Source organism: Hymenobacter gummosus (assembly GCF_003970915.1).
GTDB lineage: Bacteria > Bacteroidota > Bacteroidia > Cytophagales > Hymenobacteraceae > Solirubrum > Solirubrum gummosum.
In genome coordinates, this window is sequence record NZ_RXOF01000005.1 from 46068 (window position 1) to 71547 (window position 25480).

Here is a 25480-nt window from a genome sequence, read left to right on the forward strand (position 1 = left end):
TTTTGTCAAGCAAACTTTACTTTGTGTCAAGAATACTTTACACTTGCAGCGTACTTCAATCCTTCTGCTGCTATGAATACCCGCTTTCTTTTTCCGCACCGCTACAAGGCCATTGGCTGGGTGCTGTTTGCCGCCGGTGCGGTGCTGGGTCTCGCCGCCTGGAATTTTGAGTGGCAACCAGCCTGGCTGACGTTTCAAATACCCGCGTTTGTGCTGCCGCATCCCACGCTCGGCAAAGACGGCGTACCCGTGCCCCACAATTTTCTGCCCGAGCTAAGCGCCGTGCTGTGCATTCTGGGCGCACTGCTGGCGGCCTGTTCGCGCGAGCGGTACGAGGATGAGTTCATCATGCGCCTGCGCCTCGATTCCCTGCTCTGGGCGGTGTACGTCAACTACGGTCTGCTCATCCTGGCCCTGCTGTTCACCTACGACTTCCTCTTTCTCAACATCATGGTGTACAGCATGTTCACGCCGCTGGTGCTGTTCCTGCTCCGTTTCCACTACGTGCTGTTCCGCAGCAGCCGCGCCGCCCGCTATGCTGAATAAGCTGAAACTGGCCCGCGTAGCCCTGGGCCTCACGCAGGAAGACGTAGCCCGCCGCATCGGGGTGAGCCGGCAGACCGTCAATGCCATGGAGCAGGCCAAGTACGTGCCCTCCACGGTGCTGGCCCTGAAAGCGGCCCGGCTGCTGGGCAAATCGGTGGAGGAGCTGTTCGAGCTGGAAGCCGACGACTAAGCCGCGCTGCGCCGGAAAATGACCACGGCCCGCCCCAGCTGCCTGCAGGCAGCTGGGGCGGGCCGTGGTCATTTTCCGGCGCAGCGCGGCTTACAGGGGCTGGTCGGCCACGTCGGCGGCGGTGCCCACGAGCAGGTCCGGGTTCAGCAGGGGGCGCAGCTCGGAGAAGGGCAGAAACAGGCGGATTTCGCCCTGGGCGAAGGAGGCAATTTCGTAGGGCGAGTACACGAACACGGCCCCGCCGCTGGTCAGGTACACGTTGCGGGTGGCCGGCAGGTGCGGCACGAACAGCGGGCCGTCGAGCGGGGCATTGGGGGCCAGGCGCAGCTGCCGGCGGGCGGCGCGGTCGAGCAGGGCCACCAGCTGCGGCTCGGTGCCGGGGCGGAAGATGGCGCTGTAGGGCAAGGGCCGGCCGGTGCGCGTGTCGTAGCTCACGACGCGGGTGCCGTAGCTGCCGTGGGCGCCACCGGTGTAGCTGTAGACGAAGTAGCCGAGGCTCAGCAGCGGAGCCTGGTTCCAGAATACGTGCATCAGCTGCTGCTCGTCGTAGCGCAGGGCGTAGCTGGGCAGGGTGTCGCCCGCTGTTTCCTGCTGCCGCTCCCCGGCGTCCTGGCGGTAGTCTTTGGTATATGCCGCCAGGCGCTGCCCCCACAGCTCATCGAGGTCGGGCGCGGGCTGGTTTTCGAGGGTGTCGCCGCACAGGTGGCGCAGCAGGTTGTCGCGCAGCAGGCCGGTGGCCAGGCCCACGGGCTGCAGGGCCAGCAGGCGCAGCTGGGCGTGGGGCGACGTGGCCTGATTGGGGAAGGCGGCTACCGAGTCGCTGTAGAATTTGGAAATCAGCGCCAGGCTGCCCAGGGGGCGCACTTCGCGCAGACGCACGGGCTGGCCGCTTACGGTACCCGTCAGCTGCGGGCCCTGCCGGTGCAGGCGCCACACCGGGCCGGCCTGCGCCCCCTCGGCTACGTGCTCCGGGCTGTAGTCGATGAGCACCAGCGAATCGGGGGCGTGGCGGGTGCCGTAGTCGCCGTTGAGCAGGAAGGGCTGCCCGTCGGTGCCGGCGTAGCTGCCCGCCACTCCGGCCGATTCGGAGTCGTTGGTGAGCCGCGGCCAAGCCTGCAGCTGCAGCGTGATGCTGTCGGTGGCGCCGGGCAGCACGCCGCGGTATTGCCGGTACCACGCCCCGGGCGAATCGGCCGGGGCCGCGGGGCGCGGCGCGGTGGGCTGGCCGGGGGCCGGAGCGGTGGTGGCGGTATCGTTCTGCCGGGAGTTGCAGGCGGTCAGCAGAGCCAGCAGCAGGACGGGGCGGGAAAGGAGGAAAAGGCTCATAGGCAACGGGAGCGGCAAGTAAACGGCCGCGGCGGCGGCGGGCGTGGTGTGCCGGCTATACGCGGGGCGGCGCAAAATATTTATCGGCCGGGCGGGCCGGTTTACCGCTGATTCGCCGGGGCTGGTGGCTTATTGGGCCAATATGGCCCTTTTACTACGTATTCGGGCCCGCAACCACAGCCCAGCTTTACAAGTAAGCCTTTGACAAATCCAACCACAACCATCCACACCATGAGCTTTATCAAAGCCGGCCAAGACGCCCGAGGCAACGACATCAACATTTTTTACCAGGACTGGGGTCAGGGCGACCCGGTCGTACTGATCCACGGCTGGCCCGCCGACCACCAGATGTGGGAGCACCAGTCGCACAGCCTCGCTCACTACGGCAAGCGCGTCATTGCCTACGACCGGCGCGGCTTCGGCAAATCCGACAAACCCTGGGGCAGCTACGACTACGACGTGCTGGCCGACGACCTGAAAGCCCTCCTCGACGGGCTCGACCTGCAGAACGTGACGCTGGTGGGCTTCTCGATGGGCGGCGGCGAAGTGGCCCGCTACATGAGCCGGCACGGCGGCGCCCGCGTGAGCCGGGTGGCCCTGGTTTCGGCCGTGACGCCCTTCCTGCTCAAAACCGACGACAACCCCGACGGCGTGCCCCAGGAGGAGTTCGACAAAATCATCGAGGGCCTGCGCAAGGACCGCCCCGACTTCCTGCAGGACTTCGGCAAGAAGTTCTACGGCGTGGGCGTGGTGAGCAAGCCCGTCAGCCAGGCCACCCTCGACTGGATGCAGATGCTGTGCCTGCCGGCCGCCCCGCACGCCACCGAGGAGTGCGCCAAGGCCTTCAGCAGCACCGATTTCCGCCAGGATGTGCGCAGCATCAAAGTGCCCACGCTCATCATCCACGGCACCGACGACCAGACCGTGCCCATCAAATCCAGCGGCGACAAAACGGCCGAGCTGCTGCCCCAGGCCACGTACATCAAGTACGACGGCGAGCCGCACGGCCTGTTTATCACCTCCAAGGACCGCCTGACCCAAGACCTGCTGGACTTCACCAGCGGCAGCACCGCCAGCGGCGACAACCGCTACGCCGTGCGCGAACCGCTGGCGTAGGGTTAGGGTGTGAGGGTATGGGGGTAGGAGGGAAGGAGTCATTATTCGGACGACTCCTACCCTCCTACCCCCATACCCTCTTAAACTTTCTGACTCCTACCCTGCTACTCTCACCCCTTCTTACCCAATAAAAAAACCGGTGCAGCTGCCGCTACGCCGGTTTTTCAGTTTAGGTACGCGTGCCAGGTATGGTCAATGGTACCGGCACTGAGCTTGAGGAAACTGGATAAGGTGGGTTTCCTGGGCTTTTGTCTGACGACAAGGCCCGCCTCTTCGGGGGTGCGGTGGCCCTTGGCGTGGTTGCAGCGGGCGCAGGCGGTGAGCAAATTGCTCCAGCTGGAGTCGCCGCCGCGGGAGCGGGGCAGCACGTGGTCCAGGGTGAGGTTCTTGGTAGAGCCGCAGTACTGGCATTCAAAATGGTCCCGCTTCATGATGTTGTGCCGGCTCAGGGCAATGCCCTTGTACGGCACGCGCACGTAGCGCTGCAGCTTGATGATGCTGGGTTTGGGAAACGCCTTGCTAACGGTGCGCAGAAACGCGCCTTCCTTGTTGGCAATCAACTCGGCTTTGTCGAGGTAAAGCAACACGAAGGCCTTCTGCACGCTGCACAGGGTAATGGCGGTATAGTCGCCATTGAGCACGAGCACTTTTTGGTCCATACGAGCGGTGGTGGTAAACGACCGGAACTAGCGGTAAGCTAGGGGTTTCCAGCCGGTTTAGCAACCGCCGCGCCCCGGGCTTGGTTCAATTCGGGAAGTGGCTCGACGGTAGATTGGGCACCGCCCCGGCAGACGGTAGCGCCAGCAAAGGGCAACACCGGCAGTCATTGCGAGGCGCAGCCGCGGCAATCGGTCCTGTACAGTGCGCCGCCGACGCAATACCCACTGCCCGAAACCGGCCTCGTCCGGAACTGTAGCATCAGTTTTGGGCGGGACCGGTTTTTGGTTTCTGCCAGTTAGGCCGTCGTGCCGCGAGAGGAAAGATTGCCGCGCTTCGCTCGCAATGACTGCTACCCGAACCGTTACTCGGGCAAGATGCGCTTGATCAGGCGCAGCTTGTGGGTGTATTTCTGGCGCTGGCGGTTGTAGATGCCGTTGTGGTCGAGCGGGTCGATGCGCACTTCGCCGCTGGCGTGCAGGATCTGCTGGTCGTCGAGCAGCAGGCCTACGTGGATGATGTTGCCCTCGGCATTGTCGAAAAAGGCCAGGTCGCCGGGTTGGGTCTGCGACACGAAGTGCACTACGCGGCCGTGGTCGATCTGCTGGCGGGCGTCGCGCGGGAGCTGCACGCCGATAAGGCCGTAGAGCTGCTGCACCAGGCCGGAGCAGTCGACGCCGAACAGGGTGCGGCCGCCCCAGAGGTAGGGGGCTTTCAGGAAAATCTGCCCGGCTTTGAGCAGCAGGGCGGTGCGTTTGTCGGTGGGCCCCTGCGGACCGTGGCCGTTCTGCGGGTTGGTGGCCGCGCCGTTGTAGAAGTAGGCGTCGTCGCCCAGGCGCAGGGTCATGCCGTCGAAAAACGGCAGGCGGGCGCCCAGGGTGACGGGAATGCGCACCTTGGCGTTGCTGACCACCTGCACCACGTCGAGGCTGCGGGGGTGGTCCTGGGCGAGCCAGGCCGCCAGGTACTCGGCTGACACGGGCTGGTGCTGCTTGGGGTCCATCCAGCCCACGTAGTTGTCGGCCGCGGTGCGCACCTGCTGCCAGTTGCCCTGCGTCAGCAGCACCGTGTAACAGTCGCCAAACACGAGCTGGGTGACGATTTCGGCCTTATCGGAAGGCTCGGCGCGCACCGGCACCACGCTCAGGGCGCAAATTCCGTGTTCCACAATCGCAGATTAACGCTGATTTACGTGATTTCGCTGATACAAAACCATTCAATTCAGCGGAGGTAAATTTTCGCGAAGCTCCGGCTAATAATCGATTCCGCAAAACCAGCGTTGCTGGCGCCTAACCCATTGACCGGGCCGCCAGAACGACTAAAAATCAGCGAAATCAATTCAATCAGCGCAAATCAGCGGTTAATACTGGTTGCGGTCCATTTCGCGCTTCACGTCGCGGGCTTTGAGGTCCTCGCGCTTGTCGAAGAGCTTTTTGCCGCGGGCCAGGGCAATTTCCACCTTGGCGAAGCCCCGCTCGCCGATGAAGATGCGCAGCGGAATGATGGTCAGGCCCTGCTCCTGGCTTTTGGTTGAGAGCTGACGCATCTCCTTTTTGGTGAGCAGCAGCTGGCGCGGGCGGGTGGGCTCGTGGTTGTTGTAGGTGCCCTGGGTGTACTGGGCGATGGTCACGCCGTGCAGCCACAGGGTGCCGTTGGCCCCGAAGGTGCAGTAGCCGTCGGTGATGTTGCCGTTGCCGGTGCGCAGGCTCTTGATTTCGGTGCCCACCAGCACCATGCCGGCGGTGTACTTGACGAGAAACGAGTATTCGTAGCCCGCGCGGCGGTTCTGGATGTTGACGGAGCGCGGGGTGGTTTCTTTGGCTTTGGCCATGATGGGGAAAAGTCGCGGGGGAAGCAGCGGACCGCCGTAGCAGCCGTTGCTTAACGGAAATATAATAGCGGGTGGTTACTCGGCGGCGCGCAGGGCCGCAAAGCGGGCTGCCAGCTTGTGCTTGTCCACGATGCGCTGGCCGGTGCGGCCGGTGGCTACCAGCCGCTCACCCACGCGGGCTTCTACGGTGCACAGCAGTTCGCGGCCGTTGAGGGCGGCAAAGGTAGCAGTCAGCTCTACGGTTTCGCCCTCGAAGGCCGGGGCGTGGTGCTGCACCTCCACCATGGTGCCGATGCCCTCCTCCCCTGCCTCGCGCATCTGCAGCACAAACAGCCGCCCGGCCCACTCCATTTCGCGCGTCAGGGCGAAGGTGCTCAGCACCGGGTGCACCAGCCCGCCCCCGGCCTCGAACTGGGCGAAGTCGGCCGCTACGACGGTGTAGCGGTGGGTTTGCTGGTCGCCGGGGTGGAAGGGGTTGCGCATATTAGAATGTCATGCTGAGCGCAGTCGAAGCATCTCTACCGCTTCGTCTGGGCCATCAATCACTACCTGCTTCTAACCAGAATGTGGCCCACACCTTTTATGTCTGTCAGCATTATTACTTCACCAGGAAGGCTTACAGATCCCCCACCTTTCGCTTCAATAATGTATTGACCAGCAGGAAGAAGATTTGCTGCTGCCTCACCACTAGTCAGGTTGCGGATGATTAAAGCATTGCCCCTAACGCCCCATAGGAAGGCATTAGCAGGGGCTACATCTGATCCGTGCGCCATAATGGTAGCTGTTGAATCGGCTCTGAAATCTATTTCAGAGCATACGTTACAGAGGGTACGTGCGCTTTTTTCCTCCGTGGTATTCTTTGAAATGCGCCGGGTTACCTTGTACTCAGTGGAAATCTGAACCCATTTCCCCACTAGGCTACCAGTGGGAAAGGTTTGCAAGTGAGCTTGCGCTTGAGCCGTTAGAGTAAGGCAGCTCAGCCCGAAAAGGCTGGTAATCAAAACTGGGCTGATAAAAGACTTCATACCTCAATATTGGGTCAGGCTGGAGACGCGACGGTTAGTGATTTATAAACGAAGCGGTAGAGATGCTTCGACAAGCTCAGCATGACGCCCTAACCTACTATGCCAGCTTCAGCCGCGGGTCCGGGCTGGCCAGCTGGTCGGCAAAATCCCCGGCTTCGTATTGGAAGTGGGCTGTCATGGCAATCATGCCGGCGTTGTCGGTGCAGTACTGGAAGGCGGGGATGAACACCTCCCAGCCTAGCTCCCCCGCCAGGCGCTGCAGCTCGGCGCGCAGGCCGGAGTTGGCCGCCACGCCGCCGGCAATGGCCACGTTGGTCAGGCCGTAGTCTTTGGCGGCGCGGCGCAGCTGGCGCATGAGCGTCTGCAGGATGGTGTGCTGAATGCTGGCGCAGAGGTCCGGGAGGTTTTCCTCGATGAACTTGGGGTTCTGCTGGGTCTGCTGGCGCAGAAAGTACATCACGGCCGTTTTCACCCCGCTGAAGGAGAAGTCGTAGCCGGGCATCTGGTTCACCGGGAACGGGAAGCGCAGCGGGTCGCCCTGCTGGGCCAGCTTGTCGAGGCGGGGGCCGCCGGGGTACGGCAGGCCCAGCAGCTTGGCCGTCTTGTCGAAGGCTTCGCCGGCGGCGTCGTCCTGGGTCTGGCCGATGATTTCCATTTCCATCGGGCTGCGCACAATGACCAGCTGGGTGTGGCCCCCGCTCACCGTCAGGCAGAGAATAGGAAAGGCCGGCCGCGGCTCCTCGATGAAGTGGGCCAGGATGTGGGCCCGCATGTGGTTGACGGCAATGAGCGGCTTGCCCAGGGCCAGCGCGAAGCTTTTGGCGAACATGCCGCCGACCAGCAGGGAGCCCAGCAGGCCCGGCCCCTGGGTGAAGGCCACCGCGTCCAGCTCCTCCTTCGTGACGCCGGCCCGGCTCAGGGCGGCCTGCACCACCGGCAGAATGTGCTGCTGGTGGGCGCGCGAAGCCAGCTCGGGCACCACGCCGCCAAACTGCTCGTGCACCTGCTGGGAGGCCACCACGTTGGCCAGGACGGTGCCCCCGGCAATTACGGCCGCCCCCGTATCGTCGCACGACGACTCGATGGCCAGGATAATGGGATGCTCCATGGTGAAATGGTGAGGTGGTGAAATGGTGAGTTGATGGGCTAGGAAGGGTGGTTCTGCCGGCTCAGTTGGGACTGTCCGAACAGCAAACTCACCAGTTCACTATTTCACCATCTCACCATTTCGCCGCTTATTAGCTTTTTTTGTGGAATTTCCGTTGGCTGAATGCGTATAAGCATCCATTCCGGCGGCGTTTACGTCTTCGTGCCGGACGGGCTTGGGCCCGGCCGCAGCGCTTCAACTCTCCCCGCCGACTACCAGCGTGCAAGTTATAAAGGCCATCCTGAAGGTTCTGCTCGGGCTCGTGCTGCTGCTGGCGCTGCTGCTCGGGGCGGCCATTCTGGCTTTGCGCATCCCGGCGGTGCAGACGGAGGTGGCCCAGCGGGCGGCCGAAATCCTGTCCGATAAGCTGGAGCAGCCCGTCAGCATCGGGCGGGTGGATGTCCGGCCCTTTACCAAAGTGGTGCTGGAGCGGGTGCAGGTGCTCGACCGGCGCGGCGGCCCGCTCTTCTACATCGGGGAGCTGGAGGCCGACGTGAGTACCTTCTCGGTGTTTTCGCCCAACAAGCTGTACCTCAGCAAGGTCACGCTTACCGAGCCGCGCTTCGAGCTGGTGACCTACCCCGGCGCCCAAAACGAGGAAACTAACCTCGATGAGTTCCTAACGGCCTTTCAGCGCCTGCTCGGCGCGCCCGACACCACCAAGACTACCAAGCCCTTCGACTTCAAGGTGGAGGCGGTGAGCCTGCAGAATGCCCGCTTCGTGCTGGACCGCAAAGACAAGCCCCGAGCCCCGGAGTACGGCAAGTCGATGGACTACGACCACATGTACATCGACAGCGTGTACGCCGACCTCTCGCAGATCTGGTTTCGGGGCGACACCATTCACGCCCAGATCGACGGGCTGCGGGCCCTGGATCTACCCTCCAAAACGCGGCTGCGCGAGCTGACGGCGGGCATGACTTTCGCCTCCAAGTTCTGGGAGTTCGAAAAGCTGAAGCTGCGCGTGGGCGGCAGCCAGCTGGCAGATTACGTGCGCTTCGACTACGACCATTTCCTGAATTTCACCGACTTCAACGACTCGGTGAAGGTGACGGCGCGGCTTAAGCCCAGCCGGGTGTACGCCGACGACATTGCCCTGTTTGCCCCGCAGCTCTGGGGCTGGGGCGAGAAAATCCTGATTTCGGGCGAGGCCAAGGGCTACGTGCGCGACTTCGCGGCCAAAAACCTGGACTTGCGCTACAGCAACGGCGGCACCCACATCATCGGCAACATCACCGCCCAGGGCCTGCCCGAGTGGCAGGAAACCTTCGCCGAGCTGCGCCTGCGCCCGGGCACGGTGGTCAACCCCAAGGACCTCAAGCCCATACTGCCCGCCGCGGTGTACCCCTACTTCCAGCGCCTGGGCACCGTCACGCTGAACGGGCAGTTTCTGGGCTTCTACAACGACTTCGTGGCCAACGGCGACTTCCGCACCCGCCTGGGCAACGTGACGGCCGACGTGAACCTGAAGTTCAAGGACGACCCGCGCAACTCCAGCTACGAGGGCACCGTGCGCACGGCTGGCTTCCAGCTGGGCAAGCTGCTCGGCGACGAGTCGGTCATTCGCGACGTGGCCATCAATGGCAAGGTCGACGGCGTGGGCTTCGACCTCGATGCGGCCCGCATCAACGCCACGGCCAATATTGCCTCGGTGTGGGTGAACGGCTACCGCTACCGCAACATCGAGGTCATCAACGGCCGCGTGACCAAGCAGGAGTTTGACGGCCGCTTCAACATCAACGACCCCAACCTGCAGGCCGCGGGCGAGGGCACCGTGAACTGGGGCCGCGGCCGGCAGGCTTTCGACCTGGTGGGCGACATCCGCCGCGCCGACCTGCGGGCCCTGGGCATTATCGACCAGCCGCTGGTCGTCAGCACCCAGGCCGACGTGCGCTTCCAGGGCCTGACGCTGGACGAGCTGCTGGGGCGCATCCACCTGCGCGACACCCGCCTCACGCTGCAGGACCGCTCCGTGCATCTCGACACGCTGGACTTGCTGGCTACCCGCCGCGACGGGGACCGGCTGCTGGCCATGCGCTCCGAAGCCTTCCGCCTGCGGGCCCGCGGCAACTACCAGTTTTCCCAGGCCATCGGCGACGTGCAGCAGCTCATCGAGGAGTACCGCCTGAATTTCGCCGGCGACGCCCGCGCCACCGAGGCCTACTACCGCCGCAAGCGCCGCCAGGCCACGCCCGACTACCACATCGACCTGACGCTGGACCTGAAGCGGCCCAACCCGCTGCTGCACGTGTTCGTGCCCCAGCTCAGCCTCAGCGACTCCACCCACATCGAGGGCTCGTTCCGCAACGGGGCCACCTCCATTCTGCAGCTCGGCGGCAAGGCCGCGGCCGTGCAGTACGACAGCATTCGGGCCGAGCAGGTGTCGTTTGACCTCTTGACCTCGAAGCTGCCCTACGCCCCCGACGTGCTGGCCCAGGCCAGCGTGACCAGCACCCGGCAGCGCCTGCCCGGGCTGGGCCGCACCGAGCAGTTCTACGTGGAAGGCGTGTGGGACCAGGACAAAATCAACTTCTCCTCCTCCCTGGCCCAGACCGGCACCACCAACCGCGCCCAGATCAACGGAGCGCTGGATTTTCTGCCCAACGCGGTGCAGATTGTGTTCCGCAAGTCGGGGGTAAACCTGCTGGGGCGCGAGTGGATTATTGCCCAAGACAACGCCATCGTCATTGCCGGCGGCGGGCACGAAATAACGGTGCCCAACTTCTCGCTCTCCAACGGCCGGCAGCTCATCCTGGCCACCGGCGAAGTGTCGGAGGACCCCTCGCGCACCCTGCACCTGGAGGTGAAGGACTTGGAGCTGGCCACCCTCTCCCCGCTGACCCGGCAGAATATGCGCGGGCGCGTCAACGCCACCGGCGACGTGCGCGGGGTGTTCGGGCAGCTGGTGACGGCCGCCCGCCTCACGGTGGACTCTCTGTACTTCGACAACACGCTGATTGGCAACGTATCGGGCGTGGCCAACTGGGACAACGACGCCCGCCGCCTGGGCACTAACCTCTCGGTGATGCGCGACGGGCAGAACGTGCTGAGCGTGGCCGGCACCATCGCCCCGACCGGCGCCCCCGAGGACCAGCTGAACCTGACCGGCGCCCTCAACGACGCGCCCATCAAGCTGGCCGAGCCTTTCCTGGCCGGGGTGCTGACCAACCTTGGCGGCACCGGCCGCGGTACCCTGCGCCTGACTGGCCCCTTCTCGGCCCCCAGCCTGCGCGGCGACGTGGCCGTGAGCAAGGGCCAGCTGACGTTTGCCTACCTGAACACCACTTACACCTTCGAGGACCGCATCCGCTTCTTCGAGGACCGTATGGTGTTCCGCAACATTAAGCTGCGCGACCCGCTGGGCAACCAGGGCACCCTCGACGGCAACATCTACCACAAGGGCTTCGACAACATGCGCCTGGCGCTGAAGGCCAACTTCCGCCGCATGCAGGTGCTCAACACCACCCGCCGCCAGAACGAGCTGTACTTCGGCACGGCCTACGCCACCGGCGAGGCCACCGTCACCGGCCCCGTCGACAACCTGGTTATCGACGTGCGGGCCCGCAGCGAATCGGGCACCCGCCTCTCGCTGCCGCTCGACAACGCCACCACCGTGCAGCAGGCCAGCTACATCAAGTTCGTGAACCGCAACCTGCCCGACACCGCCAAGGTAGCCGCGGCCGCCAAGCCGCCGGTGGATTTGTCGGGCATCCTGCTCAACGCCACCTTCGACGTGACGCCCGACGCCTACATGGAGGTGATTCTGGACGAGACGACCGGCGACGTGATTCGCGGCTCGGCCACCGGGCAGCTGCGCATGAACATCGACACCCGCGGCGAATTCAACATGTACGGGCAGCTGGAGGTGGTGCGCGGGGCCTACAACTTCACCCTGCAGGGCCTGGTGAACAAGGAGTTCCAGGTGCGCCCCGGCGGCACGCTCACCTTCAACGGCGACCCGATGCAGGGCCAGATGGACGTGACGGCCGCCTACACCCAGCGCACCTCGCTGGCCCCCATCCTGGGTGGCGGGGCCGGCGGAGGCGACGGCGAAACCACCAACGCCTACGCCAGCGTGACGGCCGTGATGCACCTGACCGGCGACATGCTGCTGCCCCGCATTCAGCTCGGGCTGGAGTTTAACGACGCGCCTTCGTCGGTGGAGGGCGAGCTGACCTCCTTCCTGTCGAACATCCGCAACGACGAGCAGGAGCTGAACCGGCAGGTTTTCTCGCTGCTGCTGTTCCGCCAGCTCTCCACGGTGGGCCAGTTCGGCAACACGGCCCTGACCAGCGGCGGCGGGGCGGTGCAGAACAGCCTGGGTCAGATCCTGTCGACGCAGCTGGGCCTGCTTACCTCGCAGATTGACCAGAACCTGGAAATTGCCTTCAACCTCGACGGCGTGACCGAGGAGGAGCTAAAAAACCTGCAGGTGCGCCTGAGCTACAGCCTCCTGCAGGGGCGCCTGCGCGTGACGCGCTTCGGCGGCATCAGCTCCAACGCCACCACCAACACGCCCGGCGGCACGCCCACCCAGACCTCGCTCATCGGCGACATCGGCCTGGAGTATTTCCTGCGCCAGGATGGCAAGTTCCGCGTGCGGCTGCGCTACGAAACCACCCCGCGCGACATCGGCGTGCCCAACCAGGCCCGGGCCGGCATTTCAGTGGTGCACACCGAGCAGTTCGACAGCTTCCGGGAGCTGTTTGCCCGCAAACGCCTGCGCCGCCGCGAAGAGGCCCGCCGCAAAGCCCGCGAGCAGCTCATCATCGACGACGATCCGCGCACTGCGTTGTAAATGGTCAAATGGCTGAATGGTTAAATGGCTGGTCGTTCTGTCAGCAGAACAATCAACCATTTAACCATTCAGCCATTTAACCATTCATTACTTTTGCCCCAATGCCCCAGTTCCGCCCCGCCCGCAAGAAGAAGCTTGGCTCCTACCCGTATACCATGGTGGTGTTCAGCATCACGATGGCCTTGCTGGTGGTGGGGCTGTTCGGGCTGCTGCTGGTGCACGCCCACAAGATTTCGGGCGTGGTGAAGGAGAATCTGGAGGTGCAGGTGTTTCTGGAGCGCGGCCTGCCCGAGACGCAGCTGCTGCGCCTGCAACGCACCCTGAGCCAGAAGCCTTATATAGCCTACCGCCAGAACCAGCCGCAGGTGCGCTTTCTGTCGAAGGAAGAAGGCCTGCAGCAGTTTACCGACCGCACCGGCGAAAACCCGGTGGAGCTGCTGGGCGACAACCCCCTGCGCGACGCCTACATCCTGCGCCTGAACCCAGCGTACGCCGATTCGGCTCAGCTGCGGCGCATCAGCCAGGACTTGCGCGAGCAGCAGGGCGTGTTTGAGGTGACTTACCCGCAGACCCTGATTACCTCCGTCAACGAGAACATCCGCAAAATCAGCCTGGTGCTGCTGGGCTTCGCGGTGGTTCTGCTGGTGGTGGTGGCCGTGCTCATCAACAATACCATCAAGCTGGCCCTGTTCTCGCAGCGCTTTCTCATCCGCTCCATGCAGCTGGTGGGCGCTACCTCCTGGTTTATCCAGAAGCCCTTTCTGCGCCGCGCTACCTGGCAGGGCGTGATGAGCGGCTTCCTCGCGGCCCTGCTCCTGCTGGCCCTGATGCAGTACGCCTACTACGAATTCGACGACCTGGCCCTGCTGCGCGACGAGCGGCTCATCGGCGCCGTGCTGGCGACCCTGCTGGTGCTGGGCGGCGTCATCGGCTTTTTCAGCTCCTACCGCGCCGTGCGCAAGTACCTGCGCATGTCCTTGGACGAGCTGTATTAGAGTTTTATGGTTAAATGGTTGAATTGTTAAATGGCTGGGCAACCTTCATCCGCTCCAAAGTATCTGCGCTTGGGTGACATCGAATGCTACTGCGTTAGCTTTGCACTCAGTAATGTCGTCTGGCACGAAGTGAACGGCTGGTCAGGACTGGCGCAGCGCACCGTAGGGGAACAGTTCATCCGGGCCGTCGACAGTATTTCGGCCAACATTGCGGAAGGCTTTGGGCGCTATGGCAAGAAGGACAAGATTAAATTCTACCGGATTGCCAACGGTTCTTTGTTTGAAGCCTTGGACTGGAATGAAAAAGCCAAAGTCCGCCAGCTGATTTCTCTTGCTCAGTACTCACACGTTTTTCAAGAACTCCAACAACTGCCTAAAATGATCAACGCGCTGGTGAAGTACACCAACAGCCATTTGACCATTTAGCCATTTGACCATTTAGCCATGAACAATCGTTTCGCCTTCGGGCCGCGCAACTACCGCCTGATGTTCGTCGGGCTGGGCCTGCTGGCCGCCGGTTTTATCACCATGAAGCTCGATGGCGAGCAGTACGGGGAAGGTTTCCTCGGCCTCACGCTCGGGCCGCTGTTGCTGGCTGCGGGCTTTGTGGTGGAGTTTTTCGCCATCATGGCCAAGTCGGGCGATGCGCCGGTAGCGGGCCAGCCGACTGCCACGCCCACCGCCACCCCGGGCAGCCCGGCAGCTCCCGTAGCCCCCGCCGCTCCGACGACCCCGCCCACGTACCAGCGCCGCTAAGCGTACCGGATGAATTACTGGCAAGCCGTGCTCCTGGCCATCGTCGAGGGGCTGACTGAGTTTTTGCCCGTGTCGAGCACCGGGCACATGATTATTACCTCCGCGCTGCTGGGCATTGCCCCGACGGCGTTTACCAAGCTCTACCTGGTCGTCATTCAGCTCGGCGCCATCCTGTCGGTGCTGGTGGTGTACTGGCGGCGCTTTTTCCAGAGCTTCGACTTTTACCTCAAGCTGCTGGTGGCTTTTCTGCCCATCGTGCTGGTGGGCGCCTTTTTGAAGAAGTACATCGACCTGCTGCTCGAATCGGTGCTGATGGTGGGCGTAGGGCTGCTGCTGGGCGGCATTGTGCTCATCTTCATCGACCGGCTGTTTCCGCAGGAAGACCCGCAGCAGGGCGGCCACCCCGTCACCAACCCCGGCTGGCGGCAGGCCTTTACCATCGGCGTGTTTCAGTGCATTGCCGTGATTCCCGGGGTGAGCCGCTCGGCGGCCACCATCATCGGGGGCCTCTCGCAGAAGCTCACCCGCCGCGCCGCCGCCGAGTTTGCCTTCTTCCTGGCCATGCCCACCATGGCCGCCGCCTCGGCCAAGGCCCTGCTCGACTATTACCAGGAAGCTCACGCGCACGGCGTGGAGCTGGGGAACCTGTTTTCGGCTCAGGAGCTGAAGCTGCTGGCCCTGGGCAACGTGGTAGCTTTCGTGGTGGCGCTGCTGGCCATTCGCCTGTTCGTGGATTTCGTCTCCCGCTACGGTTTCCGCGCCTTTGGTCTTTACCGCATCATCGTGGGCGGCCTGCTGCTGCTCATGCTGGCCCTCGACATTCCCCTCGCCCTGCTATGAGTCAGCCCCAACACCGCCGTCCGCCGCGCCCCGAGCCGGAGCCCGAGCCGGGCGAAGTGCTGCTCGTCGACAAGCCCCTGCGCTGGACGTCCTTCGACGTGGTGAAGAAGGTGAAGTACGCCCTCAAGCCCCGCAAAATCGGCCACGCCGGCACCCTGGACCCGCTGGCTACCGGTTTGCTCATCCTGTGCACGGGCAAGAAAACTAAGTCCATCGACCAGATTCAGGCCCAGGAAAAAGAGTACACCGGCATCTTCCGCCTCGGCCAGACCACCCCGTCCTTCGACCTGGAAACGGCCGTGGACGCGGAGCGGCCCTGGCAGCACCTGACGCCAGAGGACCTGCAGGCCGCCGCCGCCCAGCTCACCGGCCTGATCGAGCAGACGCCCCCGCTGTTTTCGGCGGTAAAGGTGAACGGCGAGCGGGCCTACGAGGTAGCCCGTCGCGGCGACACGGCCGAAATCAAGAGCAAGCAGGTCGACATCAAGGCCTTCGAGCTGCCGCTCATTGACGGCCCCGACGTGCATTTCCGCATCGTGTGCTCCAAGGGCACCTACATCCGCAGCCTGGCCCGCGACTTTGGCGAGCTGCTGGGCTGCGGCGCCCACCTCACCCAGCTGGTGCGCACCCGCATCGGCGAATACCGCCTGGAAAACGCCCTGACGATGGCCGACATCGAAGCCCGCCGCCTGCCGCGGCCCGAAGGAGAAGCCGAACGGCCCCGCCGGGAGCGGCCCCAGCGCCAGGAGCGCCGCGCCGGCCTGGAGTACTTCGACGCCCAGCAGCAAGCCGCCACTGACGCCCCGAGCGGCGAACCGGCATCTTCTTCCGACCCCGAATAAACTACCTGCCAGCCGCGTAGCGGCGCCACGTCAATAGCATAAGGGTTGGAAGAAATGAATCCGAGCTCCGTAGGAGCGGCACCTAAATCCGCGCGGAGATGGTGCCGCTCCTACGGAGCTCGGGTCGTTCTTGCGCATCTGTTTCTATTGACGTGGCGCCGCTACGCGGCTGGGGTACCGAACGGTTAGGCCATTTCTTCGGGCCGCCCAAAGCAGCCCACCGGCGGCGTTTCGGAACGGCGGGTGCGGCTTTTGCCGGGGGCGTAGCTACTTTCGCGCCGCCGGACCCGCTTCCGGTTCTTTTCCGCTCGGCTGACCACCTGCTCCCCCGAATCAGCGTAATCAGCGTAATCAGTTTTAATCAGCGATGCACGTAGTCCGCGACCCTGCCGAATTTCCGCGCCAGACCAACGCCGTGGTTACCAGCGGCACCTTCGACGGGGTGCACCTGGGCCACCACAAGATTCTGCAGCGCCTGCAGGAAGTAGCCCGGCAGTCGGGCGGCCCGAGCGTGGTCATTACCTACTGGCCGCACCCGCGCCTGGTGCTGGCCCCGCCCCCCGCCCACCCCGACCCCAAGCCCCTGCACCTGCTCAATACCCTGGAGGAGCGCATCGAAAAGCTGGAAGGCTACGGGGTGGATTACCTGCTCATCGTGCCCTTCACCCGCGAATTCGCCGAGTGGACCTCCGAGCAGTACATCCGCGAGCTGCTGCTCGATAAAGTCGGTACCAGCAAGCTGGTCATCGGCTACGACCACCGCTTCGGCAAAAACCGGGAGGGCAGCTTCGAGTACCTGCAGCAGCACGCCGCGGAGTATGGGCTGGAGGTGGAGGAAATTCCGCGCGAGGACGTGGACGCGGTGGGCGTGAGCAGCACCCGCATCCGCCGGGCCCTGGAAGCCGGCGACGTGGCTACGGCCAGCCGATACCTGGGCTACGACTACCCCTTCACGGGCACGGTGGTGCGCGGGCAGCAGCTCGGGCGCACCATCGGCTACCCCACGGCCAACATCCGCTGCGAGGAGCCGCTGAAGCTGGTGCCCGGCCGCGGGGTGTACGCCGTGATGGCCACCACGGCGGCCGGCACCCGGCACCCGGCCATGCTCAACATCGGCGTGCGGCCCACCGTGGGCGGCGACCCGCAGGAAACCGTGGAAGCCCACCTGCTCGACTTCGACGGCGACCTGTACGACCAGCCGCTGAAGGTGCAGTTTGTGGCCCGCCTGCGCGACGAGCAGAAGTTCAGCGGCCTTGAGGCGCTGAAAGAACAACTGGCCAAGGACGCCGACGCGGCCCGGGCCCACCTGGTCGGCGGCTGAGCCGCGGCCCCCGAAAAACCTCCGGCCGACGGCCCGCGGTTGCCCGGCCGGATACGCTAACGGCAGAATGGGCGTTAAATTTGCGAAACGAGGGCCGGGCCGCAGTCCCGGCCCTCGTTTTTGCACCCTACCTCCTCTCGGCATGACTTATCTGCGCATGATATTACTGGGCTGCTGCCTGCTCCTTGGCGCGGCCGCCCAGGCCCAAAGCAAACTCAGCGGCACCGTCGTCGATTCGGTGACGCGCGAGCCGCTGGCCTTTGCCAGCGTGTTTTTGGCCAACACCACTTTCGGCTCCTCCACCAACGACCAGGGCAAGTTCGAAATCAACCGCGTGCCCAACGGCACCTACGACATGGTGTGCTCCTACGTGGGCTACCGCCTGAGCAAGCAGAGCGTGACGGTCAGCGGCTCTTCGCAGCAGTTTACCCTGCAGCTCACGCCCGTCGGCAACAGCCTGGGTGAGGTCGTCATCAAGCCCGAGCCCAACAAGCCCGAGGAGTATGAGAAATTCTCGCAGATGTTCCTCGGCGGCACCACCTTCTCGAATCAGTGCCGCATCAGCAACCCCGACGCCATCCGCGTCTTCTTCGACGAGGAAGACAAGCTGTTGCGGGCCCGGGCCAAGGAGTACCTGCAGGTCGACAACGAGGCGCTGGGCTACCGCCTGAAGTACTTCGGCCTGGAGTTCAGCTTCGACCCCGAGGACGGGGCCGTGTCGTACTACGGCGAGCCGGTGTTCGAGGAAATGAAGCCCAAGGACGAGCAGCAGCAGAAGCTGTGGGCGGCCAACCGCCTGAAGGCCTACCAGGGCTCGTTCATGCACTTTCTGCGCAGCGTGTACCAGGGCCGCCTGCGCACCGAGAACTTCATGGCCCAGCAGATCAAGGTGACGGTGAACAAGCGCTTCGGGCAGACCGACAGCCTGCGCCAGGTGCTGCTGGAGCGCCACCCCGACGGCAGCGACCTGACCAAGGCCGAAAAAGACTCCCTCTCGCTGTGGAGCCGCTCGGCCCCGGTGTACGCCACCCTGAACCAGGCCGCCCTGCCCATCGACAGCATCCGCCGCGTCGGGCCGGGCGGCAAGCGCGTGTTCCTGCGTTTCACCGGGGAGCTGCAGGTGGCCTACTTCGGCGAAATACCCGACCCGCAGTACAAGCGCGCCATGTCGCCGCTGGGGCCGCCGCGGGCCTCGTTCCCCAATCCGCGGCAAGTGTCGCGGCTGCGGCTGCAGCGCAGGCAGGCCGAAATTCAGGCCGACGGCTCCCTGCTGAACCCGCTGGACGTATCGGTGGGTGAGTACTGGGGCTTCGAGAAAATCGGCGAGTTTCTGCCCTTCGACTACCAGCCCACCGCCGCGGTGAAGCCTGTGCTGACGGCCCCGGCGACCCCGCCCGGCCGTAATAAATAGGCGGAGCGCACCTCCTGCTCCTGCTCCGGCGGTCTGACTTGTTCCGTTCGCGCCCCTGACTTCCCCGGTCAGGGGCGCGCTGCGTTCGGAGGGCGCGCGGCTTCAGGGCAGATTGATAACTTGCCGGCCCAATTCCCCCAATTCCGACGTATGATCAACAAAGTAGTGGCCGACGCCCAGGCCGCGCTGCAGGGCCTCACCGACGGCATGACCTTGATGCTGGGTGGCTTCGGCCTGTGCGGCATTCCCGAAAACGCTATCCAGGAAATTCTGCGCCTGGGCGTGAAAAACCTCACCTGCATTTCGAACAACGCCGGCGTCGACGACTTCGGCATCGGGCTGCTCTTGCAGCAGCGGCAGGTGCGGAAGATGATTTCCAGCTACGTGGGCGAAAACGCCGAGTTTGAGCGGCAGCTGCTCTCGGGCGAGCTGGAAGTGGAGCTGATTCCGCAGGGCACCCTGGCCGAGCGCTGCCGCGCGGGCGGGGCGGGCATTCCGGCCTTTTACACCCCGGCCGGCTACGGCACCGAGGTGGGCGAGGGCAAGGAAAGCCGCGAGTTCAACGGCAAGATGTACCTGCTCGAAACCGCCCTGCACGCCGATTATGCCCTTGTGAAAGCCTGGAAGGGCGACACGGCCGGCAACCTTATCTACAAGGGCACGGCCCGCAATTTCAACCCGATGATGGCCACGGCCGGCAAAATCACGGTGGCCGAGGTGGAGGAGCTGGTGCCCGCCGGTGAGCTGGACCCCAACCAGATTCACACGCCCGGCATCTACGTGCAGCGCATTTTCCAGGGCAAAGACTACGAGAAGCGCATCGAGCAGCGCACCGTGCGCGCCGCCCAGTAAGCCCCGCCCCCATTCCTTCGCCCCGATGAAACAGGCCGCTTCCGCTCTACTGCTTGCGCTGGCGCTCAGCCACGGCGCTGCCGCCCAGACCGCCGCCCCCGCCCGAAAAGCGGCCCGTCCGGCGGCCCATACGCTGGTGGCCCGGCCCACCGCCCAGCCCGCCCTCGACCAGCTGCTGCGGGAGTACGTGGAGGCTGGCAAGCAGCCGGGCGCCATTGCCCTGGTGGCCCAGGACGGCAAGATTATCTACCGCAAGGCCTTCGGCTACGCCGACGTGGCGGCCCGCACACCCCTGCAGCCCGAGGCCATTTTCCGCATTGCCTCCCAGACCAAGGCCGTGGCCAGCGTGGGCCTGATGCTGCTCTACGACGAGGGCAAGTTTCAGCTCGACGACCCGGTGGGCAAGTACCTGCCGGCGTTCAAGAATGCGCAGGTGCTGGCCACGTTCAACCCCCAGGACAGCAGCTACACCACGGTGCCGGCCAAGTCGGAAATTACCATCCGGCAGCTGCTCACCCACACCTCCGGCCTGGGCTACCCGGTTATCGGCAGCAAGGAAGCCCGCGCCATCTACGCCAAAGCCGGTATTCCGAGCGGCATCGGCACGCCCGGTGGGCTGCTGGCCACGTCCATGGACAAGCTCGGCCGGCTGCCGCTGCTGCACCAGCCCGGGGAGCGGTTTACCTACGGGCTGAGCGTGGATGTGGTGGGGCGGCTCGTGGAAGTGCTGAGCGGGCAGCCGCTGGACGAGTTCCTGCGCCGGCGCCTGTTTGAGCCCCTGGGCATGCGCGACACTTACTTCTACCTGCCCGCCGCCAAGCACAGCCGCCTGGTGCCGCTCTACACCGAAGCGGCGCAGAGCCAGGCCCTGACGCCCACGCCGCCCCAGGGCGGCATGACGCCCGACTACCCCAAAGCCGCCGGTACCTACTTTTCGGGCGGGGCGGGCCTCTCCTCCACCATCGACGACTACGCCGCGTTTCTGCAGATGCTGCTCAACGGGGGCGAGTACGGCGGGCGGCGCCTGCTCAAGCCCGCTACCGTGCAGCTGATGACCACGAATCAAATCGGGGCGCTGGAGCAGGGCGGCAACAAGTTCGGCCTGGGCTTCGGCATTATGACGGCCGGGCAGGCCCCGGCTTCGGGCCTCTCGGAGGGCAGCTACGAATGGGGCGGCATCTTCGGCACCACGTACTGGGTCGACCCCAAGCTGAAGGTGGTGGCCCTGCTTTACACCCAGAAATACCCCAACACCACCGCCCGCGACCTGCCCGCCAAGTTCAAGCAGCAGGTGCGGCAGGCGGTAACGGCCGCCCCGGCCCCTTCGTCCAACTAACTTCCCCGCTCCCACCCTTATGCTCGACAAACACGGCATTGCCCGGCGCATCGCCCAAGAAGTAAAAGACGGCTACTACGTCAACCTCGGCATCGGCATTCCCACGCTGGTGGCCAATTATATTCCGCAGGGCATCAACGTGGTGCTACAGTCCGAGAACGGCCTGCTGGGCATGGGCCCCTTCCCCACCGAAGCGGAGGTCGACCCCGACCTGATCAACGCCGGCAAGCAGACGGTGACGACCCTGCCCGGCTCCAGCATCTTCTCCTCGGCCGAGTCGTTCGGCATGATTCGCGGGGAGCACGTGGATTTGACCATCCTCGGGGCCATGGAAGTGTCGGAGCGCGGCGACATTGCCAACTGGAAAATCCCCGGCAAGATGGTGAAGGGCATGGGCGGCGCCATGGACCTGGTGGCCTCGGCCAAGAACATCATCGTGGCCATGCAGCACGTAGCCAAGGACGGCTCTTCGAAGCTGCTCACCGACTGCACCCTGCCCATTACCGGCCTGCGCTGCGTGAAGAAAATCGTGACCGAGCTGGCCGTGCTGGAGGTGACGCCCGACGGCTTCGTGCTGCGCGAACGGGCCCCGGGCGTATCGGTGGAGCAGATTCAGCAGGCTACCGCCGGCAAGCTGGTCATCCCCGCCGCCGGCGTGCCCGAAATGGCTGGCGTGTAGTCCATCGGGATTCTCGTTAAACTGAACGGCCCGCCGTACCACTGAGGTACGGCGGGCCGTTTGGCGTTGGCGGCGCGGCGTCGTTACTGCAGCAGCACCCGGCGCACCGGCAGCGGCTGGCCATCGGGCCGCCACAGGCGCAGCAGGTACAGGCCCGGGGTGCGCCCGGCAGTGGGCAACGCGACGGCCCCGGCCGCGGGCACCGTTGCCTCCTGCACCGAGCCCACACGCTGGCCTACGGCGGTCAGCCACTCCACCCGCAGGCGGCTGCCCGCGGGCAGATCGGCGGGTAGCTGAGCTGGGCGCGGAGCGGCTCCCCGGCGGCTACCGGGTTGGGCCACAGCGTCAGCCCGGGCGCACCGGCCGCGCCGCCGCGCGTGGGCAGCGCCGCGGCCGATTGCGCGCAGAGCGTGAATTCGTGGTTGCCGGCATTGTTGGCTAGCTGCCGGGACACGGCCAGGTAGTAGGTCTGGCCCGCGGTGAGGTTGTCGAACAGCACGTCGCCCAGCGGCCAGGAGGCCAGCCGGTTGCCGCCCTCACTGGCCTGGCAGTTCACCAGCCGCAGCTCGCCGCCGCAGCCGTCCGCCGACGTCGGCTCGTACAAGCGGGCCAAATCGATAGTCAGATCGTCGCAGCGCAGCCGGAAGGCATTGCCGGTGGGCACCACGCGGTACCACACGTCGAACAGGCTGGTGCTGCTGTTGCAGTTGCCGACGCGCAGCACCACGCCCTGGTTAATCTGGCTCGGGCCGGCCCCGTAGGTGGTGCCGCGCACCGGCGAGGCGCACTGCCCGCTGGCGTCGAGGGGCAGGGTGATGGCGCCGCAGGGCTCGTCGTTGGCCACCAGCGGGGCCAGGCACAGGCTGAAGCTGCTGCTGGGCTCGGGTGTGGCCAGGCTGCTGCCGAAGCGCACGTAGTAGGTGCGGCCCGGCGTCAGTCCGCGGGCTACCAGCCCGGAGTAGCCCGTGGTGCGGATGCTGGCCGAGGTGCCAATCATCGTCAGCACCCGGTCGGATGCGCCGGGACCTTCGCGCACTTCAATCGGCCCCTGCATAAGCGGGGTGGAATAGTTGAAGCGCAGCGCCACGCCCGACGACGTAGCGGGGGCCACCGCCGCCGGTGCCACGAAGGTGAACCACACGTCGCGCACGGTGGGGGCACCGCCCGTGGCCGGCAGGCTCGGAGTGGCCCCGTCCAGGGTGAAGGTGGCGGGCGTGGTGCAGGGCTCGGCCGTGGGCGACAAGACCAGCGGCAGGGCCTGGGCCGGCTCGTCGTTGGCCGGCACCAGCCACTCGTGCAGGCTCAGCTCGAAATCGGGCGTGCCGGTGGGCAGGGCCGGGGAGCTGCCCGCCACCCCGTACACGCGGGCCCAGTACTGCTGCCCCGGCGTGAGGCCCGTCAGCAGCAACCGGCCGGGCAGGCGCTGGCGCGGATTGGCCCAGTCGGTGCCGTGGGCGTAGGTGCAGCCCAGGCGCGTGGGCGCCGCGGCGCAGGGCGAAGCGCCCCCGGCGCCGGCGGCAAGTATTTCCAGCACGGCATCGGTACCGGAGTTGAGCGTGACGACGTGGGTGGCGGCCGTGGCCGTGAAGCTAAACCACACGTCCTGGGCGGTGGCCGGCGGCGCCGGGGCCGGCGGGTTGTTGCCGTTCAGCCAGGTGCAGCTGCCCGTAGCCGGGGCCAGGCCCGAGCTGCTGGCGCCAGCCAACGTGCCACTGGCGCCCGCCTGCCCGCGGGGCGTCACGGGCAGCGGCTGGGCCTGGGCGCAGTCGTCGTTGGCCGGGGCCGGGGCGGGCGTGGTCAGGCGCAGCTCGTAGCGCAAGTCGTCCTCCGCCTTCAGCTCCCAGGCGCGGTACACGCGCAGCCGGTACTGCTGGCCGGGGGTCAGCCCCGTCAGGGCCTGCTGCCCGATGCGGCCGGCCTTCACCACCAGGCACACCGGCGGGTAGATGAGCGGACCCGAGCAGCCGTTTTGCAGCTCTACCACCCCGTCAAACTTCGGCTCGAAGCCCAGCACCACCGTGGGGCCGGGGCTGGTAAATTCGTACCACGCCGACGCCGACGGGCGCGACTGGTCGACGGCGCAGGCCCCGGGCGTGGTGTCGGCGCGGGCGGGCGCGCCGGCCAGCGTGGCGGCCGTGGCGGCGCCGGGGTAGCTGCTCACCGGCAGCGTCCGGGCCTGGGCGCAGCTGCCGTTGGCCAGCGGCGCGGGCAGGGCCTCCATCACCCCTATCGAGAAGCCGTCCAGCGTGCTGGAGAAGTTGGCGTGGCTGAGGGCGGTGGTTGGGTACACCCGCACAAAGTAGGCCTGACCGGCCTGCAGCCCGCTGACCATCAGCGTATCGCGCCCGCCGAGGCGGTTGGTGCGCCGGCAGCCCAGGGCCACCGAGGCGGCGCCCGTGCCGGTGCGCAACTCCATGACCATCGAGGTAGTCATGCCTTCCAGCCCAATGGCGTGGGTGCTGCCGGTGGCCCGGAAAGCGTACCACACGTCGCGGGCGCCGCCGGGGGGCGGGGCGGGCGTGGTGCCGCAGGTGGCCAGCGGGGCCGAGGTCCAGGGCGTGGCGTACTGGGCGTTGCCGGACACCAGATTGTTGAGGTTCAGGTTGTTTTTCACCGACAGCCAGCGGGCCCGGTCGGGCTGGTCGTTGGTGGGCGTGAGGCCGCTCAGGAACGTCACCCGCAGCGAATAGGTAGGGCCGGACCCAGGGCCGCACTCCAGTTCCAGCAGCGCGTCGTACTCCAGGTTGGGCGGCAGCAGCAGGTGCACGCTGTCGGCCGTGCTGCACACCACGCTCTGGTCGGCGGCGCTGCCGCGCACGAAGCCGCGCGGGCCGTAGTGCAGCCGCACAATGCCGCCGGAATTGATGCCGGTGACGCGCACCCGCACGTAGTCGCGCCGCACCACGTCGATGGTCGGGGCCGTGAGCGTGGGGCAGGTCGCCAGGGTGTTGGGCGAGGGCGTGAAGCGGTACAGCTGCCCGGCGGCGGGCTTGCTGACGATGGGGGCCCGGTTGGCCGGGTTGAGCGTGGGCGCGGGGCCGGCGTCGCTCAGCAGCACGTCGTGGGGGGCCGTCTGCACCGGCGACCAGAGCACCCCGATGGACGCGCGGGCCAGCGTGGAGGACTGGCTGACGCTGCCCGGCCCGGGCTGGTACTGAAACTCCACGTGGTTGCTGCCCTCGTAGAGGCGCACCTGAAACGACAGCACCGGCTGGGTGGCCTGCTCGTCCCAGCGCCAGTCGCGCCACTCGAAGGCAAACACCCGGTTGGGCGCCGTGCCGGTGGTCTGGTAGCGGGCCGTGCCGCCCACCCCGCTCAGCCGGGCCCACAGCGGGGCCGCCATCCAGCTGCCCGCCGGGGAGAAGACGGGGTAGCCGTAGGGGTTGCTGTAGTTGGGGTTGTTGGGGCCCAGCGTCAGCCAGCCGTTGGTCGACACGCTCACCGTGCTGCCGAAGGCGCGGTTGCCGGTGAAGACGAAGCCCAGCGGAATGTTGGTGACCAGCGCGTCGTCGACTTCGAGGGCCGGTACGCGGGTGGCAGTGGCGGGCAGCGGCACGTAGGTGCCGCTCTGGGCCTGGAAGAGGTAGCCGTTGGTTTGGGCCTGCGCCGTGAGGGCCAGCAGCCAGCTGCTCAGCAGGCAGAATAATCCGTAAAGTCGGACCATACCGGGAAAATAACAGGACGGAAAAAATACCGGGGTCGAATGTACGACCCCGCCCCTATTCCCCGGTGCGTCGCCGGGTGGCCGGGTCATTTTTTCCCCACGGCGGGAATTGACGCCCGCCGCGCCGGGCTTACTGCCTATCTTGCTG

23 protein-coding genes are annotated in these 25480 nt (G+C 65.5%); 14 read left to right on the forward strand and 9 right to left on the reverse strand.

All coding sequences use genetic code 11. The features are described 5' to 3' along the window. Positions 1-72: 72 nt before the first annotated feature. Together EJV47_RS10260 and EJV47_RS10265 are read left to right on the forward strand one after the other, a co-directional pair. Positions 73-546, forward strand: a complete 474-nt coding sequence (locus EJV47_RS10260; protein WP_126693068.1) for a hypothetical protein — start codon at positions 73-75, stop codon at positions 544-546. Continuing rightward, entirely contained in the window at positions 536-736 is a 201-nt protein-coding gene (locus EJV47_RS10265; RefSeq protein ID WP_126693069.1) for a helix-turn-helix transcriptional regulator, read from the forward strand. The genes EJV47_RS10260 and EJV47_RS10265 overlap by 11 nt, the downstream gene beginning before the upstream one ends. Positions 737-826: 90 nt before the next feature. On the opposite strand, the gene EJV47_RS10270 is transcribed toward EJV47_RS10265, so the two are convergent. Next, positions 827-2062, reverse strand: a complete 1236-nt coding sequence (locus EJV47_RS10270; RefSeq protein WP_126693070.1) for a DUF3298 and DUF4163 domain-containing protein — start codon at positions 2060-2062, stop codon at positions 827-829. 231 nt (positions 2063-2293) lie between these two features. Here EJV47_RS10270 and EJV47_RS10275 point away from each other — a divergent pair, with 231 nt between their 5' ends. Next, positions 2294-3178 carry an alpha/beta fold hydrolase gene (locus tag EJV47_RS10275; protein ID WP_126693071.1) on the forward strand — a complete coding sequence of 295 codons (885 nt, stop codon included), beginning with the start codon at positions 2294-2296 and terminating at the stop codon, positions 3176-3178. 164 nt (positions 3179-3342) lie between these two features. Here the strand turns inward: EJV47_RS10275 and EJV47_RS10280 are convergent, their stop codons facing one another. The 6 genes from EJV47_RS10280 to tsaD form a co-directional block, all read right to left on the reverse strand. After that, positions 3343-3837 carry an HNH endonuclease gene (locus tag EJV47_RS10280; RefSeq protein ID WP_126693072.1) on the reverse strand — a complete coding sequence of 165 codons (495 nt, stop codon included), beginning with the start codon at positions 3835-3837 and terminating at the stop codon, positions 3343-3345. Positions 3838-4199: 362 nt separating this feature from the next. Next, the gene (locus tag EJV47_RS10285) at positions 4200-5003 is read right to left on the reverse strand and encodes a C40 family peptidase (RefSeq protein WP_243651102.1); all 804 of its coding nucleotides are present in this window, start codon (positions 5001-5003) and stop codon (positions 4200-4202) included. A 192-nt stretch (positions 5004-5195) separates the two neighbouring features. Further along, a complete protein-coding gene (smpB, locus tag EJV47_RS10290; protein ID WP_126693073.1) occupies positions 5196-5666 on the reverse strand; it encodes an SsrA-binding protein SmpB in 471 nt (156 codons plus the stop codon). 75 nt (positions 5667-5741) lie between these two features. After that, the gene (locus EJV47_RS10295; RefSeq protein WP_126693074.1) at positions 5742-6149 is read right to left on the reverse strand and encodes a thioesterase family protein; all 408 of its coding nucleotides are present in this window, start codon (positions 6147-6149) and stop codon (positions 5742-5744) included. Between the two features lie 62 nt (positions 6150-6211). Further along, positions 6212-6691, reverse strand: coding sequence for a hypothetical protein (locus EJV47_RS10300; protein ID WP_126693075.1), 480 nt, complete (start codon positions 6689-6691; stop codon positions 6212-6214). 97 nt (positions 6692-6788) lie between these two features. Next, on the reverse strand, positions 6789-7799 hold the full coding sequence (gene tsaD / locus EJV47_RS10305; protein WP_126693076.1) for a tRNA (adenosine(37)-N6)-threonylcarbamoyltransferase complex transferase subunit TsaD: 1011 nt from the start codon (positions 7797-7799) through the stop codon (positions 6789-6791). A gap of 259 nt (positions 7800-8058) precedes the next feature. On the opposite strand from tsaD, the gene EJV47_RS10310 reads away from it, so the two are divergent. From EJV47_RS10310 to EJV47_RS10360, 11 genes are all read left to right on the forward strand, one after another. After that, positions 8059-12636, forward strand: coding sequence for a translocation/assembly module TamB domain-containing protein (locus EJV47_RS10310; RefSeq protein ID WP_126693077.1), 4578 nt, complete (start codon positions 8059-8061; stop codon positions 12634-12636). A 101-nt stretch (positions 12637-12737) separates the two neighbouring features. Then, on the forward strand, positions 12738-13631 hold the full coding sequence (locus EJV47_RS10315; protein WP_126693078.1) for a cell division protein FtsX: 894 nt from the start codon (positions 12738-12740) through the stop codon (positions 13629-13631). A gap of 69 nt (positions 13632-13700) precedes the next feature. Beyond that, on the forward strand, positions 13701-14057 hold the full coding sequence (locus EJV47_RS10320) for a four helix bundle protein (protein WP_243651103.1): 357 nt from the start codon (positions 13701-13703) through the stop codon (positions 14055-14057). Between the two features lie 18 nt (positions 14058-14075). Continuing rightward, positions 14076-14387 carry a DUF3098 domain-containing protein gene (locus tag EJV47_RS10325; protein ID WP_126693080.1) on the forward strand — a complete coding sequence of 104 codons (312 nt, stop codon included), beginning with the start codon at positions 14076-14078 and terminating at the stop codon, positions 14385-14387. Between the two features lie 9 nt (positions 14388-14396). Continuing rightward, positions 14397-15227 carry an undecaprenyl-diphosphate phosphatase gene (locus EJV47_RS10330; RefSeq protein ID WP_126693081.1) on the forward strand — a complete coding sequence of 277 codons (831 nt, stop codon included), beginning with the start codon at positions 14397-14399 and terminating at the stop codon, positions 15225-15227. Beyond that, complete coding sequence (gene truB / locus EJV47_RS10335) at positions 15224-16069, forward strand: tRNA pseudouridine(55) synthase TruB (RefSeq protein WP_126693082.1); 846 nt, start codon at positions 15224-15226, stop codon at positions 16067-16069. The genes EJV47_RS10330 and truB overlap by 4 nt, the downstream gene beginning before the upstream one ends. A 367-nt stretch (positions 16070-16436) precedes the next feature. Beyond that, the gene (locus EJV47_RS10340; protein ID WP_126693083.1) at positions 16437-17390 is read left to right on the forward strand and encodes a bifunctional riboflavin kinase/FAD synthetase; all 954 of its coding nucleotides are present in this window, start codon (positions 16437-16439) and stop codon (positions 17388-17390) included. A gap of 142 nt (positions 17391-17532) precedes the next feature. Continuing rightward, positions 17533-18801 (forward strand): carboxypeptidase-like regulatory domain-containing protein, encoded by a 1269-nt coding sequence (locus tag EJV47_RS10345; RefSeq protein ID WP_165903688.1) that lies wholly within the window; start codon positions 17533-17535, stop codon positions 18799-18801. Positions 18802-18951: 150 nt separating this feature from the next. Beyond that, positions 18952-19653 (forward strand): CoA transferase subunit A, encoded by a 702-nt coding sequence (locus EJV47_RS10350; protein WP_126693085.1) that lies wholly within the window; start codon positions 18952-18954, stop codon positions 19651-19653. A gap of 25 nt (positions 19654-19678) precedes the next feature. Then, positions 19679-20989: a serine hydrolase domain-containing protein gene (locus EJV47_RS10355; RefSeq protein WP_126693086.1), complete on the forward strand. Its 1311-nt coding sequence runs from the start codon at positions 19679-19681 to the stop codon at positions 20987-20989. A gap of 19 nt (positions 20990-21008) precedes the next feature. After that, positions 21009-21668, forward strand: a complete 660-nt coding sequence (locus EJV47_RS10360) for a CoA transferase subunit B (protein ID WP_126693087.1) — start codon at positions 21009-21011, stop codon at positions 21666-21668. Between the two features lie 83 nt (positions 21669-21751). On the opposite strand, the gene EJV47_RS27985 is transcribed toward EJV47_RS10360, so the two are convergent. Both EJV47_RS27985 and EJV47_RS10365 read right to left on the reverse strand, forming a co-directional pair. Further along, entirely contained in the window at positions 21752-21925 is a 174-nt protein-coding gene (locus tag EJV47_RS27985; RefSeq protein ID WP_165903689.1) for a hypothetical protein, read from the reverse strand. After that, positions 21913-25332 (reverse strand): hypothetical protein, encoded by a 3420-nt coding sequence (locus EJV47_RS10365; RefSeq protein ID WP_126693088.1) that lies wholly within the window; start codon positions 25330-25332, stop codon positions 21913-21915. The genes EJV47_RS27985 and EJV47_RS10365 overlap by 13 nt, the downstream gene beginning before the upstream one ends. Positions 25333-25480: the final 148 nt, after the last annotated feature.